Source organism: Metapseudomonas boanensis, from assembly GCF_018704125.1.
Classification (GTDB): domain Bacteria; phylum Pseudomonadota; class Gammaproteobacteria; order Pseudomonadales; family Pseudomonadaceae; genus Metapseudomonas; species Metapseudomonas boanensis.
On sequence record NZ_JAGTIS010000002.1, the window covers coordinates 97,304 to 110,911 of the forward strand.

The window sequence follows — 13,608 nt, forward strand, 5'->3', positions numbered from 1 at the left end:
CCCTGCGACAGCCCCATGCCCCGCGATCCCATCCTAAGTTTGCCTTGGCCCGGCGCCCGCCCGCTGCCGGATGCCTTCTTCGACCGTGACGCGCAACAGGTCGCTCGCGAGCTTTTGGGCAAGGTCATCCGCCACCGTGTCGATGGCTGGTGGCTAAGCGCACGCATCATCGAAACCGAAGCCTATTACCTGGTAGACAAGGGCAGCCACGCCTCCCTTGGCTACACCAATAAACGGCGCGCATTGTTCCTCGATGGCGGCCACATCTACATGTACTACGCACGCGGTGGCGACTCCCTGAACTTCAGCGCCCACGGCGCCGGCAACGCCGTACTGATCAAATCCGCCCATCCATGGGTAGATGACGTAGCCCCTGGCGAAGCCCTGGCCGCCATGCAGCGCAATAATCCAGATGCCCGCGGCCTGCCGCGCTCGCCCCAACGCCTGTGCGCCGGACAGACGCTGCTTTGCAAGGCCATGGCCCTGAAGGTGCCAGACTGGGATGGCCAGCGGTTCGATTGGCAACGGCTGTTCGTCGAAGATGTCGGCGAACGCCCTGCCCGGATCATCCAAACCGCTCGCCTGGGTATCCCCCATGGGCGCGACGAGCACCTGCCTTACCGATTCGTCGATGCCGACTATGCTCGCCACTGCACGCGAAACCCGCTGCGCCGTGGCCAGGTCGAAGGACGCGACTTTCATCTGATCGAGGACATGTCCCCATGACCCAATGGTACGACCAGGTCACCGCCTGGCTAGGCGCCAATCCGGAGTGGCTCGGCTTGGCCATCTTCCTGATCGCTTGCATCGAATGTCTGGCCGTGGCCGGCATCGTGGTGCCTGGCGTCGCCCTGCTCTTCGCCGTCGGGGTGATGGCCGGCAGCGGTGCACTGGAACTCTGGGAGACGCTGCTACTGGCCTACACCGGCGGCCTGGTGGGTGACCTGATTTCCTATGGCATCGGCCGGCGCTTCCATCAGAACATCCGGGGCCTGCCACTGCTGCGCGACCACCCGGAATGGATCGGCAGCGCCGAAACCTACTTCCAGCGCTATGGCGTTGCCAGCCTCCTGCTGGGCCGCTACATCGGCCCACTTCGCCCGATGCTGCCCATGGTGGCGGGGATGCTGGACATGCCCCTGCCACGCTTCATCGCTGTGAGTATGCTCGCTGCCGCCGGATGGGCCGTGGCATACCTGCTGCCGGGCTGGGCTACTGGCGCAGCATTGCGGCTGCCGCTGCCCGAGGGTTTCTGGGGCGAAGCCGCCGTAGTGCTGGCGGCAATGGCCATCGTGCTTGGCCTGATCATCCAGGCCACCCTGCTGGAGAGACGCTGGGCCAACCCGATGGCGGCTGGCCTCTGCCTCGCGGCACTGGCCGCCCTGCTGCTCGGTTGGCCACACCTGCAAGGCTTCGACCAAGGACTCATGGCCCTTGTCCAGGATCAACGAACCGCCAAGCTCGACCATTTCATGGTGCTGATTACCCGACTCGGCGATTTCCAGACCCAATTGCTGGTCGGCGCCGCATTGGGCGCGCTCCTGCTGATTGCCCGCCAGTGGCGCGCGGCCGGTTTCGCGATTGCCACGCTGGCCGCAACCGGCTTGGCCAACTCGGCGCTCAAGCACTTTTTCGCCCGCGCCCGCCCGGACATCCTCATGGAACCGCTGACCAGCTACAGCTTTCCGAGCGGCCACAGTTCGGCGGCCTTCGCCTTCTTCCTGGTGCTGGGCATCCTGGCTGGCCGTGGCCAGCCAGGGCGCTTGCGGCTGACCTGGCTGTTGCTGGCCTGCCTGCCGGCGCTGGCGATTGCGCTCTCGCGGGTGTACCTCGGAGTGCATTGGCCGAGCGACGTTCTCGCTGGCAGCTTACTGGCTGCCTGCATCTGTGCCGCCTGTCTGGTGGTGATGCAGCGTGCAGCCCCACTTTCGGCGATGGCGCCGCAAGTCTGGCTGCTGGTGTTGTCAGCATGCCTGGCATTGTTTGGGGGCATTGCCACCTGGGCGTTGCCGACGGCCATTGCGCGGTATAGCTACTGAGAGTTTTTTTGCGGAACATGGGGCCCGTGCGGGACAGGCAAGCCTGTCCGCTGCCCCTCTGTCAGCTGAGGGACTGGAGCCGCGGAGCCCTAGGCAATCGACTCCCCTTGCAGCTCATCGAGCATCCCCTGCAAAAACGCCAGGCGCTGCAACGGATCGCCCATCCCCAACAACTGCAGCTTCTCCTTGAGGCTGAACGGCAGCAGGTAGGCCAACTGGTTGGCCAGCGCCTGCTGCCCCTGCACCACCCCACCCATACCCAGGCTCTGCACCATCGGATGCTCGGCCAGAACATCGAGCAACGCCGCAAGGTCGGCATGCTCCGGCAAGAGCGACTGCTCACCGCTGTCCTCCAACCACTCAACCTCGGCCAGCGTCAGTTGATCACGCAGCACCTGGGCCGAATTGACATGAAAGCGCCGGCCGCCCTCCACGCGAATACCCAACAAGCCATTGGGCTGCTGCTGCCAGTCACGGATCAGCGCCTCACAGCCGATGGCGGCGAAACGGCTGGCCGCATCGCCCACCTCCTGGCCTTCGAGGATGGCCACCACGCCAAACCCCTCCCCCTGCTTCATGCAGCGCCCAATCATGTCGAGGTAGCGCGCCTCGAATATCTGCAGGTCCAGAGTGCAACCCGGAAAGAGCACGGTATTGAGCGGAAACAACGGCAGCTTCATTCACGAACCTCAAGCAATCAGCGCCACGGCGAGTGGCAACAACACCGCAGTGGCCACACCCATCAAGCTCATGGCCAATGCTGCAAACGCCCCACACTCCTCACCGACCTGCAAGGCCCGGGCGGTGCCCACCGCGTGGGCGGTGAGCCCTAGGGCCATGCCCTGCGCGGCGGGATGGTGCACGCCGAAGCGGCGCAACAGCTCGGGCCCGAGGATGGCGCCGAAAACGCCCGTGATCAGCACGAATACCGCCGCCAGCGCGGCCACACCACCCAGTTGTTCGGCCACCAGCATGGCAATGGGCGAGGTCACCGATTTCGGCAGCAGCGTCATCAGTACCATGTGTTCGGCGCCGAACCACCAGCCCAACAGTGCTACCGACAGCGTAGCGAACAGCCCGCCGAACACCAATGTCAGGAGTGTCGGCCAGAACAGCTGGCGAATTCTCCGCAGGTTGAGATAAAGCGGTACAGCCAGGGCGACCGTGGCCGGCCCCAGGAACAGGGTCAGCAATTCGGTGCTCTTGCGGTATTCCTGGTAGCTGATGCCGCAGGCCAGCAGTACACCAATCAGCAGCAACATCGACAGCAGCACCGGCTGCAGAAACACCCAGCGAGTCTTCTCATAGGCCGCCAGCGCCAGTTGGTAGGCGCCAAGGGTGATGCCGAAGCCAAACAGCGGGTGCTGCACCACCGCCTGGATGGCTGCTTGCCAATCGAATGTCATGCCTCCTCCTTGCGCCGAGCCTGCCGGTCGATGAGTTTCTGCATCAACCAACCACAAAAGATGAAGGCCAGCAGCAACGACAGCACCAAGGTACCGACGATCGCCCAGAAATCGGCCCAGATGGCTCCGGCATATGCCATCACGCCTACCGCTGGCGGCACCAGCAGCAAGGGCAGGTAGCGCAGCAGGCTGCTGGCGGCGACACTGAGCGGTTCGCCGACTTCACCGCGCGCAAGCAGGTAGAGGAACAGCAGCACCAGGCCGATGATCGGCCCCGGCAGCATGTGCAGGAACAGGGCATTGAGCCCGCTACCGATCAGCTGGAACAGCACCAGCCAGGTCAGTCCGCGCAACAGCATGACAATCTCCAGGAGTCAGGCCCGGCCGAGACAGGCGTGACCGGGGCAGCGCCATTATAGGCGCGCAACCCCGCGCTATAACCCGTCATTCGCAAGGGACATGGCCGCTTGACCAGCCTGATGAGCCGTGATGATGTAGGCTCCCTACACGCGTTACACCCAAAAAGAACTAAAACAACGCATCCATGGAGGATGATGTATGCCGCTTGTACCTGTCGCAGAATTGAAGACCTACATTGGCAAGGACCTGGGCCACTCCGAATGGGTGACCATCGACCAGCAGCGCATCAACCAGTTCGCCGAATGCACCGGTGACCACCAGTTCATCCACGTCGACCCCGAACGCGCCAAGCAAACGCCTTTCGGCTCTACCATCGCCCATGGCTTTCTCAGCCTCTCGCTTATCCCCATGCTGATCGAGAACCTGCTGGTCATGCCGGAAGGCCTGAAGATGGCTGTGAACTATGGTCTGGACAGTGTGCGATTCATCCAGCCGGTGAAGGTCGACTCCCGGGTCCGCCTCTCGTTGAAAGTGATCGACGTGAATGAAAAGAATCCGGGGCAATGGCTGATCAAGGCCCTCGCCACCCTGGAGATCGAAGGGCAGCAGAAGCCTGCCTATATTGCAGAGTCCCTCAGCCTCTGCTTTGTCTGATGCCGTGCGGCCGAGAGCATGGCGATTGCCCTCGGCCCAGACGCTCCCTGACGATGGGACGCCCTTGTCTCATCGCCCCCTGTTCCAGCTTCAGGCTGACCCCTCTCCTTTTGGGAGGCGCAAGGGTGAATGAAGGCGGGCAAACGTGCCGCCCGCCAAGCAGATGAAATTGCTCCCACCGGTTTCGTGCGCCCCATAGCACTTCTCGCAGCCTCGTGGCCCTCCTCCAAAAATCCCCGCAATCGCCCGCTTTTTTGCGCCACACTGATACCAGACTCTCCAACAAGGCTCCTAAATGAAGCATCTGCTCCCCCTATCCCTCGCCCTGCTGCTGGCGGCTTGCGGCGAAGGGGAACCCCTGACCCCTCCGGATGCCCGTCTGCCGGATGGCTCGCACTACCGCGGGGAGCTGGTCGACGGTCTGCTGCAAGGTCCTGGCCGCCTGGACTACAGTAATGGCACCTGGTTCCAGGGCCAGTTCAAGGATGGCCAACCCGAAGGCCAGGGCGAGTGGCACGGCCCCAATGGCATGGTCTATGTCGGTGAGTTCAAGGCCGGACTGTTCCATGGTCGCGGGCTGCTGACCTATGGCGATGGCACCAGCTACAAAGGCCGCTTCAAGGGTAACCAGTTCAATGGCGAGGGCACGCTGCACCAAGGCGGCATGACCTACCGCGGCGAGTTCCGCAACGACAAGTACCACGGGCTGGGCATGCTCGAATGGCCAGACGGCAGCCTCTATCAGGGCGGCTTCGCAGCCGGCCAGCCGGACGGCGAAGGTGTACGTACCGACAGCGCCGGCAACCGCTTCAGCGGCCAGTTCCGCAAAGGTCAACTGCAGGGCCCAGGCAGCTATCAGGGCGAAGACGGCTCCCACTACGTGGGCGGGTTCAAGGACAGCGTGTTCGACGGCAAGGGACGCTTCTCCAGCGCCGAAGGCGATGTCTGGAGCGGTACGTTCAGGCAGGGCGCGCTGGCCGGCGAAGGGGAGTTCCTGGGGGCCGACGGCAGCCACTACCAGGGCCAGTTCAAGGACTGGCGCTATCAGGGCAAAGGCCAGCTTCGAGAGGCTGACGGTAGCCACTATCAAGGCCATTTCAGCGGCGGACTGTACGCCGGCCGCGGCAACCTGACCCTGCCCGACGGCCGCAGCGAAGCCGGCATCTGGCACGAGGGCGTGAGAATCCGTGATGATCAGGGCAAGGCGCTGCCGACTCCACTGGAAGTGGGTCTCCTCACCCAGGGCATGCTGCTCGACCAGGCCATCGCCAGCCTGCCCGCCTCCACTCCGGAGGTCGAGCTCTATTCCCTGAGCCTGGCCGGCGACGGTCGCCAGAGCGTGTTCCTACGCGAGGCGGACTACGTTTCCCGGCTGCTTGCCGAGCGTTTCGGCGCCCATGGCCAAATCACCCTCGTCAACCACCGCGAGCACATGGCCGACCGCCCCCTGGCCACCCGTGAGAGCCTGACCCGCGCCGTGCAGGCGATAGCCGAACGCAGCGGGCCGGAAGACCTGGTGTTCATCTACCTCACCAGCCATGGCTCGCCACAACATGAACTGGCCCTGGAACAGCCTGGCCTCGAGCTCGCCCCACTGCCGGCCCACGAGCTGGCCAACCTGCTGGCGCCACTGCGCGAGCGGACCAAGGTGCTGGTGATTTCCGCCTGCTACTCCGGTGGCTTCATCCCCGCAGTGAAGGATGACAACACCCTGGTAATGACTGCCGCCCGTGCCGACCGTGTCTCCTTCGGCTGCTCCGAGGAGAACGACTTCACCTACTTCGGCCGCGCCCTGTTCGCCGAAGCCTTCAAGGAAACCGATGACCTTGAACGGGCCTTCGACATCGCCAAAGCGAAAGTGGCCGAGCGCGAGCAGGCCGATGACTTCGAGGCCTCGGAGCCGCAGATCTGGGCGCCCAAGTCCGTGATCACCCGTTGGCGCACGCTTCGCGAGCATCAGGCCAAGGCCGCACTGACTGCGCAACGCAACGTGAATTCCGACAAAACCGAGCACAGCCACTAAGCTGGAATTGTATCAGCGGAGAAACAGCATGCATTTGACGCCCCAGCACATCCTGCTCGCCGGCGCCACTGGTCTCACTGGCGAACACCTGCTCGACCGCCTGCTCAGCGAACCCACGGTAGTGCGGGTGGTGGCGCCGACGCGTCGGCCGCTGGCCGAACACCCGCACCTGACCAATCCCGTGGGTCCGATCCCCGAGCTGCTCACGCAACTCCACGGCCCACTGGACACTGCCTTCTGCTGCCTCGGCAGCACGATTCGCCAGGCTGGGTCACAGGAAGCCTTCCGTGCCGTCGACCATGACCTGGTCCTGGCCGTCGCCCAACGCGCCCGCGAACTGGGTGCGCGGCACTTCATCGTGGTCAGCGCCCTGGGCGCCAACCCAAAGTCCCAAGTGTTCTACAACCGGGTCAAGGGCGAGATGGAAGAAGGGCTGAAGGCCCAGGACTGGCCACAACTGACCATTGCCCGCCCCTCGCTGCTGCTCGGCCCGCGCAGTGATTTCCGCGTCAGCGAACGCCTGGCAGCGCCGCTGATGCGCTGGGTACCAGGCAAATACCGCGGCATCTATGCCTGCACCCTTGCCCGCGCGCTCTGGCGGCTGGCACTGGAAGAGGACAGCGGGGTACGCATCGTCGAATCCGATGACTTGCGCCGGCTCGGTCGCTGACCGCCCAGCTTCGCGGCGACACCCGGGGCTGGGCAGGCAGAAGTTCAGCGGTTAGCCTTACCGACCTTCCAGTCGATGCGAAGCTTCTGCCATGCGTACCCTCACCACCCTCTTGGGCAACAGCCAGAAACTCGACGGCGGCGCCATGTTCGGCAATGCTCCCCGCGCCCTCTGGGAGCGCTGGATGGCGCCGGACGCCGAACACCGCATCGACCTCGGCTGCCGTGCCCTGCTGGTACAGGACGGCGGGCGAAACATACTTGTGGAAACTGGTATCGGCGCCTTCTTCTCCCCGGAGCTGAAGCAACGCTTCGGTGTCCAGGAGGAGCACCATGTGCTCCTCGACAGCCTCGCGCAATTGGGCCTCAGTGATGCCGACATCGACGTCGTGCTGCTCACCCACCTGCATTTCGACCATGCAGGCGGCCTGCTCGCCCCCTGGGCGCCCGGCCAACCGCCGCGCCTGCTGTTCCCCAACGCCTGTTTCGTCACTGGCCGTCGCCAATGGCAGCGCGCCTGCCAGCCTCACGCGCGTGATCGTGCCTCCTACATCCCGGAATTACTGGAGCTGCTCGAAGCCAGCGGTCGCCTCGAACTGGTGGATGAAGGCTCCAGCAGCCCAAGCCTTGGTGACGGCTGGCGCCTGCACTGGAGCGACGGCCACACCCCCGGCCAGTTGCTTCCGGAGGTCGACATGCCCGACGGCCCGGTGCTGTTCAGCGGTGACCTCATCCCCGGCTCACCCTGGGTGCACTTGCCCATCACCATGGGCTACGACCGCTTCCCCGAAGGCCTGATCGAAGAGAAGGAAGCCCTGCTCGCCGATCTGCTGGCACGCAACGGCCGACTCGTCTTCACCCACGACCCGGCCATCGCCATGGGCCGTGTGGTGCGCGATGCCAAGGGCCGCTATGGCCTGGTCGACAATTTTGCCGACGTGCGCGGGCTGACCGGCTGAACAGCTTGACGCACAGTGCCGGGTAAACAAGGATTCCGCTTTTGCCAAGGAGACCGACAGCATGAGCCTCGAATCGGTGCGCACCTTCTTCGCCCGGAAGGCCCCGGAAATCGACATCATCGAACTGCAGACCAGCACCGCCACCGTGGCCCTCGCCGCCGAGGCGCATGGTGTCGAGCCCGGTCGCATTGCCAAGACGCTGGCCTTCCGCGTCGGCGAACAGGCGGTACTAGTGGTGGCCCGGGGCGACGCGCGAATCGACAACCGCAAGTTCAAGGAAGCCTTTGGCGGCAAGGCCAAGATGCTCGATGCCGAGACGGTGGAGGCGCTGACCAGCCATCCGGTTGGCGGGGTATGCCCCTTCGGACTGGCAACGCCGCTGCCGGTGTATTGCGATCGATCCTTGCAGGCTTTTGACGAGGTGGTGCCCGCTGCCGGTGCCGTCCACAGTGCTGTGCGCATCACACCGCAGCACATGGCCGAGCTGGTCGAGGCGCAGTGGGTGGATGTGTGTCAGGAGCCTGGTTGACGTAGGCGACACAAGCCACAGCACTCAGAGCTCAAGGCCAACGAGCAGTCCGCAGGATGGCCGGGCGGCGCCAGGCTTGGTCAACGATTTTGCCCCCGCCGGACAAACGCACCGCGGCAAGGTCCAGCACCCAGCTTCCCCCAGCGCCAGCCCCCCGAACCTGGAGAATTTCCCCACTAACGGGCCCGTTTGGCACTGGCCTGCAAGCGCTCGTAATGCTTCAGCACGCTGGGCACATAGCGCTGGGTTTCCGGATAGGGCGGAATCGCACGGCCAGCGCTGTGAACCGCCGCAGGCCCCGCGTTGTAAGCCGCCAGGGCAAGAGACAGATCGTTGTTGAACTGTCTCATCAGGCGTTTGAGGTAGCGTGCACCGCCCCGTATGTTCTGCGCGGGGTCGAAAACATTTTTCACACCCATGTTGCGCGCGGTATCCGGCATCAACTGCATCAACCCGGCAGCACCGCGCGGCGAGACGGCTGAGGGATTGTAGTTGGATTCGGTCTTGATCACCGCATGCAGCAGGTCCGCAGGCAGACCGTACTCGAAGGCGGCCTGGGCCACCATCAGCCTGTAGCGCCGCCCCGATACCGCCGCGCGTGGCTGCGAGACCTTCCTGGCGGGCTCGCGAGCGACCCGCGCAGGGTTCAGGCCAGATCGGTGGATGGTGGTCAGCGTGACCCGGCCGCCCACCGTATCCACGCGATAGATGTCTGCCTGAGTGGCCAGTGGTGCCAGCATGGCAAACAGGCACAACGCCCTCGTAGCGAAGGTTTGCATGGTCGACCCTCCCCTTTCGGGTCCGCAGTCCCATGAATGCTTCGGTGCAACTCAATAAGCAAAGCACATGCCGGATCACCGGCCAGCCCTTGATCGGGCAGCAAGCCCGGGTCCTGCCTGGACGGCACCAGACGCCCGCTGAATGGATGCTCGAGCATCCAGTAGCAGCGAAGTGCACTGACCAAAGCTAGCCTTGGATCAAGGGGACGTAGCTCAGCTGGGAGAGCGCGGCGTTCGCATCGCCGAGGTCGGGAGTTCGATCCTCCTCGTCTCCACCAGATTCACGCTGTCGAGCAGCGCTCAATAGCCGCCGGAAACACCCAGATTGACGCCCAGCTCGGCCGCCACGGCGAACGGCAACAGCAGGGTATCCAGCAGCGCACTGGCGGGCAGGTCCAGACCCGGATAGCGGGGGGGCTCGACGCCGAAGCGGTCCATCGGGCAGCAACCGCCATTCAGCGAATACCAATCCAGCCGGGTGCCGGAATAGATAATCGGTGCACCCGGCTTAGCCGCATTCAAAGTGGTGACGCTGGCGCAGCCCTGAACGACGAGCGCCAGCAGCAAGGCCAGCAGCGGCCTATTCATCAATGCCCAGATGGTGCTCGCCCCAACGCGGCAGCATGTCCTGCGGGATGTCCAGCAGGTTGAGGATTCGCGCCACCACGAAGTCCACCAAGTCATCGATGGTCTGCGGCTGGTGATAGAAACCGGGCGACGCCGGCACGATCACTGCCCCCAGGTTCGACAGCTTCAACATGTTCTCCAGATGGATGCTGGAGTACGGCGCCTCGCGCGGCACCAGGATCAACTGGCGGCGCTCCTTCAGCGCCACGTCGGCGGCACGCTCGATCAGGTTGTTGCAGGCACCGGTCGCGATGGCCGAGAGAGTCCCGGTAGAACAGGGCACGACGACCATCGCACCCGGCGCACCGGAGCCGGAGGCAACCGGGGCCATCCAGTCCTCCTTGCCGTAGACGCGGATCTGCCCTGGTGCGGCGCCCGTGTATTCGCTCAGGAATACCTGCATCGCCTGGGGCTTGGCCGGCAGGGTGACATCTGTCTCGGTGGCCATCACCAACTGGGCGGCCTTGGAGATCATGAAGTGCACCTCGCGGTCCTCCTGCACCAGACAGTCCAGCAGGCGCAGGCCATATTGCGCGCCCGAGGCGCCGGTCATCGCCAGGGTGACGCGTGCGGGTCCGCTCATCGGCCGTCTCCTCAGTCTTCCAGGGCCTTGGCCAGTTTGCCGTGCAGGCCGCCGAAGCCGCCGTTGCTCATGATCACCACCTGGGTCCCTGGGCGGGCCAGCACCTTCACTTCGTTAATGATGCTTTCCAGCGAGGTGCAGACCTGCGACGGCACCGGGCAGGCCATTGCCGTGGCGGCCAGGTCCCAGCCGAGGTTCGGAGGCGCATACCAGAACACCTGATCGGCCAGCTTCACCGACTCCGGCAGGCCATCCCGGTGGGCGCCAAGTTTCATGGAGTTGGAGCGCGGCTCGATCACTGCGATAACCGGCGCATCGCCTACGCGCTTGCGCAGCCCGTCAAGGGTCGTGGCGATGGCAGTCGGGTGATGAGCGAAGTCGTCGTAGATGGTTATGCCCTTCACTTCGGCAACCTTCTCCATGCGCCGCTTCACGCTTTTGAAGGCGCTCAGGGCGGCGACACCCAGCTCCGGCACCACCCCCACATGGCGAGCGGCGGCCAGGGTCGCCAGGGCATTGGCGACGTTGTGCTGGCCGGTCAGCTCCCACTCGACTGTCCCGGCCGAGGCGCCCTCGAACGACACTTCGAAACGCGAGCCGTCTTCAGCAAGCAGGCGCGCCTGCCACTGGCCGCCTTCGCCGGTAGTTTGCACGGGGGTCCAGCAGCCCATTTCCAGCACCCGCGCAATAGCGGTCTCGGAGGTAGGATGGATGATCAGGCCTTGGCCCGGAATGGTGCGCACCAGATGGTGGAACTGCCGCTCGATGGCCGCGAGATCGGGGAAGATATCTGCGTGGTCGAACTCGAGATTGTTGAGGATCGCAGTGCGTGGGCGGTAATGGACGAACTTCGAACGCTTGTCGAAGAAGGCGCTGTCGTATTCATCAGCCTCGACTACGAAGAACGGCGTGCCGCCCAGGCGTGCCGACACCCCGAAGTTCTGTGGCACACCGCCAATGAGGAAGCCCGGGCTCATGCCCGCATGCTCCAGCACCCAGGCCAGCATGCTCGTGGTAGTGGTCTTGCCGTGGGTGCCGGCAACGGCCAGCACCCAGCGGCCTTGCAAAACGTGGTCGGCCAGCCATTGCGGGCCGGAAACGTAAGGCAGACCTTTATTCAGCACATATTCCACCGCCGGGTTGCCGCGAGACAGGGCGTTGCCGATCACCACCAGGTCGGGTGCCGGCGTGAGCTGTGCCGGATCATAGCCCTGCATCAACTCGATGCCCTGAGCCTCCAGCTGGGTGCTCATGGGCGGGTAGACGTTGGCGTCGGAACCGGTGACGCGATGGCCAAGCTCTTTGGCCAGCACCGCCAGCGACCCCATGAAGGTGCCGCAGATGCCGAGGATATGGATATGCATGAATGACCTCTGAATCGGGCCACCAGGCCCGTAAAAAACTTGTCGCAGGTTAGCACAGCGGCCTGCCTGGCCCTATTGCCCCGTACGCAACCGGGTTTGCTTGCCGAGGGTGCGAATTCATTCGAAAACCGGGCCGAAGGGCCATCCTTTTGGGGGGCGCGGCGAGTCCCTTGGCGAATGATTTCGTCCCCACAGTCGAATGCCACGGCATCGGAGCCGTGGAGCGAGAACCTGGTTTGACAATCAGGACGCAGGGAGTTCGCCCAAGGTCAATCTCGCCAGGATCAAGATGACTCAGGGCCACGAAACCATGACTGCCTCATGCCACTTTCCGTTCGCTCTGGAGGGTGGTTCGAAGCGATGCATCCGAGGACCGCTGATACGCATAAAACGATGCTATCTGATCATTTTTTGCGCACCCGCTATGCGGCAACATGGAATGGCATACCGTATTACGGAACCCCTAAACACCTTCATCTAGAGAATCCCATGAGCTTCGAAATTCGCAAAATCGTCACCTGTATCGAAGAGACCTTCATTGAAGGTGGCAAGGCTGCTGCAAAGCCGGTAACCATGACTGGCGTGGCTGTGGTGCTCCGCAATCCATGGCATGGAAGAGGATTCGTCGAGGACCTCAAACCTGAAGTCAGGGCACACTGCTCCGAACTTGGCGCCCTGATGGTCGAGCGTCTCTGCGCTGCCATCGGTGGTGCTGGCCGGATTGAGGCTTATGGAAAGGCCGCAGTAGTCGGCGAAGAGGGCGAAATCGAACATGCCTCGGCGGTGATCCATACCCTACGCTTCGGCAATCACTATCGTGAAGCTGTCGATGCCAAAAGCTATCTGGTTTTCACCAACAAGCGCGGCGGCGCTGGGACGTCGATCCAGATTCCAATGATGCACAAGGATGACGAAGGCCTTCGCTCGCACTACCTGACCCTGGAAATGCAGATAGAAGATGCGCCCCGGGCGAACGAGATTGTCGCTGTCCTCGGCGCGGCCAATGGAGGACGCATGCATTCGCGCATCGGCAACCGCTACCTGGACCTGCAAGAAATTCAGGCGGAGCAGGCACACAAGTAGTTCTGCCTGGCGACACCCAGGTTATGACTTTCTCCCCCTCGAGCGTCGAGTCACTACCATTCACGGACATTCTGCAGCGCCGACACCAGCCGGTGTTGCCTCCCGTGCAGTCCGCAACTGATTGGGATGCCAGGGCGACTCACTCGATTCAAACAAGGTGCCTGCGTCGAGTCATGGTTGAATGGAAATGCCAGATGAAGGGGACATTCCGCTCATTTCGCGCTCCTCATCTGATGGCTAGACGCGAATTGACGAAAACGCTCGGTGGGCAAGCCTTCGAATACCTCCGCGGGAGTGCCTTGGGCATCGATGCGACCGTCCTGCATAAAGATCACTCGATTGGAAACGTGCCGGGCAAATCCCATCTCATGGGTGACAACCAACATGGTGCAGCCCTCGGACAATCGCACGTGGCTTCCACAGTGCAGACGCTGATCGCTACTACCTCGCCCAGACCTTCCTGTTCGCAGGTGATGATCCCTACGCGGATGGGTAGGCGCGTGTTGATCGGGGGGGTTAAACTGGCGCCTGTC

15 protein-coding genes and 1 tRNA gene are annotated in these 13,608 nt (G+C 63.5%); 9 read left to right on the forward strand and 7 right to left on the reverse strand.

Going from position 1 to position 13,608, the window contains the following annotated elements:
• Positions 1-15 precede the first annotated feature (15 nt).
• Positions 16-726 carry a DNA-3-methyladenine glycosylase gene (locus J7302_RS04590; protein WP_215371123.1) on the forward strand — a complete coding sequence of 237 codons (711 nt, stop codon included), beginning with the start codon at positions 16-18 and terminating at the stop codon, positions 724-726.
• Positions 723-2,039 carry a bifunctional DedA family/phosphatase PAP2 family protein gene (locus J7302_RS04595; protein ID WP_215371126.1) on the forward strand — a complete coding sequence of 439 codons (1,317 nt, stop codon included), beginning with the start codon at positions 723-725 and terminating at the stop codon, positions 2,037-2,039. The genes J7302_RS04590 and J7302_RS04595 overlap by 4 nt, the downstream gene beginning before the upstream one ends.
• An 89-nt stretch (positions 2,040-2,128) precedes the next feature.
• Here the strand turns inward: J7302_RS04595 and J7302_RS04600 are convergent, their stop codons facing one another.
• Genes J7302_RS04600 through J7302_RS04610 form a run of 3 tightly spaced genes read right to left on the reverse strand, consistent with a single transcriptional unit; the run spans position 2,129 to position 3,804 of the window.
• Positions 2,129-2,719, reverse strand: coding sequence for an LON peptidase substrate-binding domain-containing protein (locus J7302_RS04600; protein WP_215371129.1), 591 nt, complete (start codon positions 2,717-2,719; stop codon positions 2,129-2,131).
• Positions 2,720-2,728: 9 nt separating this feature from the next.
• On the reverse strand, positions 2,729-3,445 hold the full coding sequence (locus J7302_RS04605) for an LrgB family protein (RefSeq protein ID WP_215371134.1): 717 nt from the start codon (positions 3,443-3,445) through the stop codon (positions 2,729-2,731).
• The gene (locus tag J7302_RS04610; protein ID WP_215371139.1) at positions 3,442-3,804 is read right to left on the reverse strand and encodes a CidA/LrgA family protein; all 363 of its coding nucleotides are present in this window, start codon (positions 3,802-3,804) and stop codon (positions 3,442-3,444) included. Before J7302_RS04610 ends, J7302_RS04605 begins: the two co-directional genes overlap by 4 nt.
• A gap of 199 nt (positions 3,805-4,003) precedes the next feature.
• Here J7302_RS04610 and J7302_RS04615 point away from each other — a divergent pair, with 199 nt between their 5' ends.
• The 5 genes from J7302_RS04615 to J7302_RS04635 all read left to right on the forward strand — a co-directional run bounded on the left by J7302_RS04615 (position 4,004) and on the right by J7302_RS04635 (position 8,639).
• Positions 4,004-4,459: a MaoC family dehydratase gene (locus tag J7302_RS04615; RefSeq protein ID WP_215371145.1), complete on the forward strand. Its 456-nt coding sequence runs from the start codon at positions 4,004-4,006 to the stop codon at positions 4,457-4,459.
• Positions 4,460-4,754: 295 nt separating this feature from the next.
• Positions 4,755-6,482, forward strand: a complete 1,728-nt coding sequence (locus tag J7302_RS04620) for a C13 family peptidase (protein ID WP_215371150.1) — start codon at positions 4,755-4,757, stop codon at positions 6,480-6,482.
• Between the two features lie 28 nt (positions 6,483-6,510).
• Complete coding sequence (locus tag J7302_RS04625; protein WP_215371155.1) at positions 6,511-7,152, forward strand: oxidoreductase; 642 nt, start codon at positions 6,511-6,513, stop codon at positions 7,150-7,152.
• 91 nt (positions 7,153-7,243) lie between these two features.
• A complete protein-coding gene (locus tag J7302_RS04630; RefSeq protein ID WP_215371159.1) occupies positions 7,244-8,110 on the forward strand; it encodes an MBL fold metallo-hydrolase in 867 nt (288 codons plus the stop codon).
• Between the two features lie 61 nt (positions 8,111-8,171).
• Positions 8,172-8,639 (forward strand): YbaK/EbsC family protein, encoded by a 468-nt coding sequence (locus J7302_RS04635; protein WP_215371164.1) that lies wholly within the window; start codon positions 8,172-8,174, stop codon positions 8,637-8,639.
• A 176-nt stretch (positions 8,640-8,815) separates the two neighbouring features.
• Here the strand turns inward: J7302_RS04635 and J7302_RS04640 are convergent, their stop codons facing one another.
• Positions 8,816-9,418 carry a lytic transglycosylase domain-containing protein gene (locus J7302_RS04640; protein ID WP_215371169.1) on the reverse strand — a complete coding sequence of 201 codons (603 nt, stop codon included), beginning with the start codon at positions 9,416-9,418 and terminating at the stop codon, positions 8,816-8,818.
• A 202-nt stretch (positions 9,419-9,620) separates the two neighbouring features.
• Between J7302_RS04640 and J7302_RS04645 the strand changes: the two genes are divergently transcribed.
• Positions 9,621-9,696: transfer RNA gene (locus J7302_RS04645), tRNA-Ala, on the forward strand.
• Positions 9,697-9,718: 22 nt separating this feature from the next.
• Here the strand turns inward: J7302_RS04645 and J7302_RS04650 are convergent.
• From J7302_RS04650 to mpl, 3 genes are read right to left on the reverse strand one after another with little or no spacing between them, the layout of a single operon-like run.
• On the reverse strand, positions 9,719-10,009 hold the full coding sequence (locus J7302_RS04650) for a YceK/YidQ family lipoprotein (protein WP_394359073.1): 291 nt from the start codon (positions 10,007-10,009) through the stop codon (positions 9,719-9,721).
• The gene (gene ubiX / locus J7302_RS04655) at positions 9,999-10,628 is read right to left on the reverse strand and encodes a flavin prenyltransferase UbiX (protein WP_215371175.1); all 630 of its coding nucleotides are present in this window, start codon (positions 10,626-10,628) and stop codon (positions 9,999-10,001) included. The genes J7302_RS04650 and ubiX overlap by 11 nt, the downstream gene beginning before the upstream one ends.
• An 11-nt stretch (positions 10,629-10,639) precedes the next feature.
• Positions 10,640-11,992 (reverse strand): UDP-N-acetylmuramate:L-alanyl-gamma-D-glutamyl-meso-diaminopimelate ligase, encoded by a 1,353-nt coding sequence (gene mpl / locus J7302_RS04660; protein ID WP_215371178.1) that lies wholly within the window; start codon positions 11,990-11,992, stop codon positions 10,640-10,642.
• A gap of 489 nt (positions 11,993-12,481) precedes the next feature.
• On the opposite strand from mpl, the gene J7302_RS04665 reads away from it, so the two are divergent.
• Positions 12,482-13,075, forward strand: coding sequence for an amino acid synthesis family protein (locus tag J7302_RS04665; protein ID WP_215372447.1), 594 nt, complete (start codon positions 12,482-12,484; stop codon positions 13,073-13,075).
• The last annotated feature ends 533 nt before the right edge of the window (positions 13,076-13,608 follow it).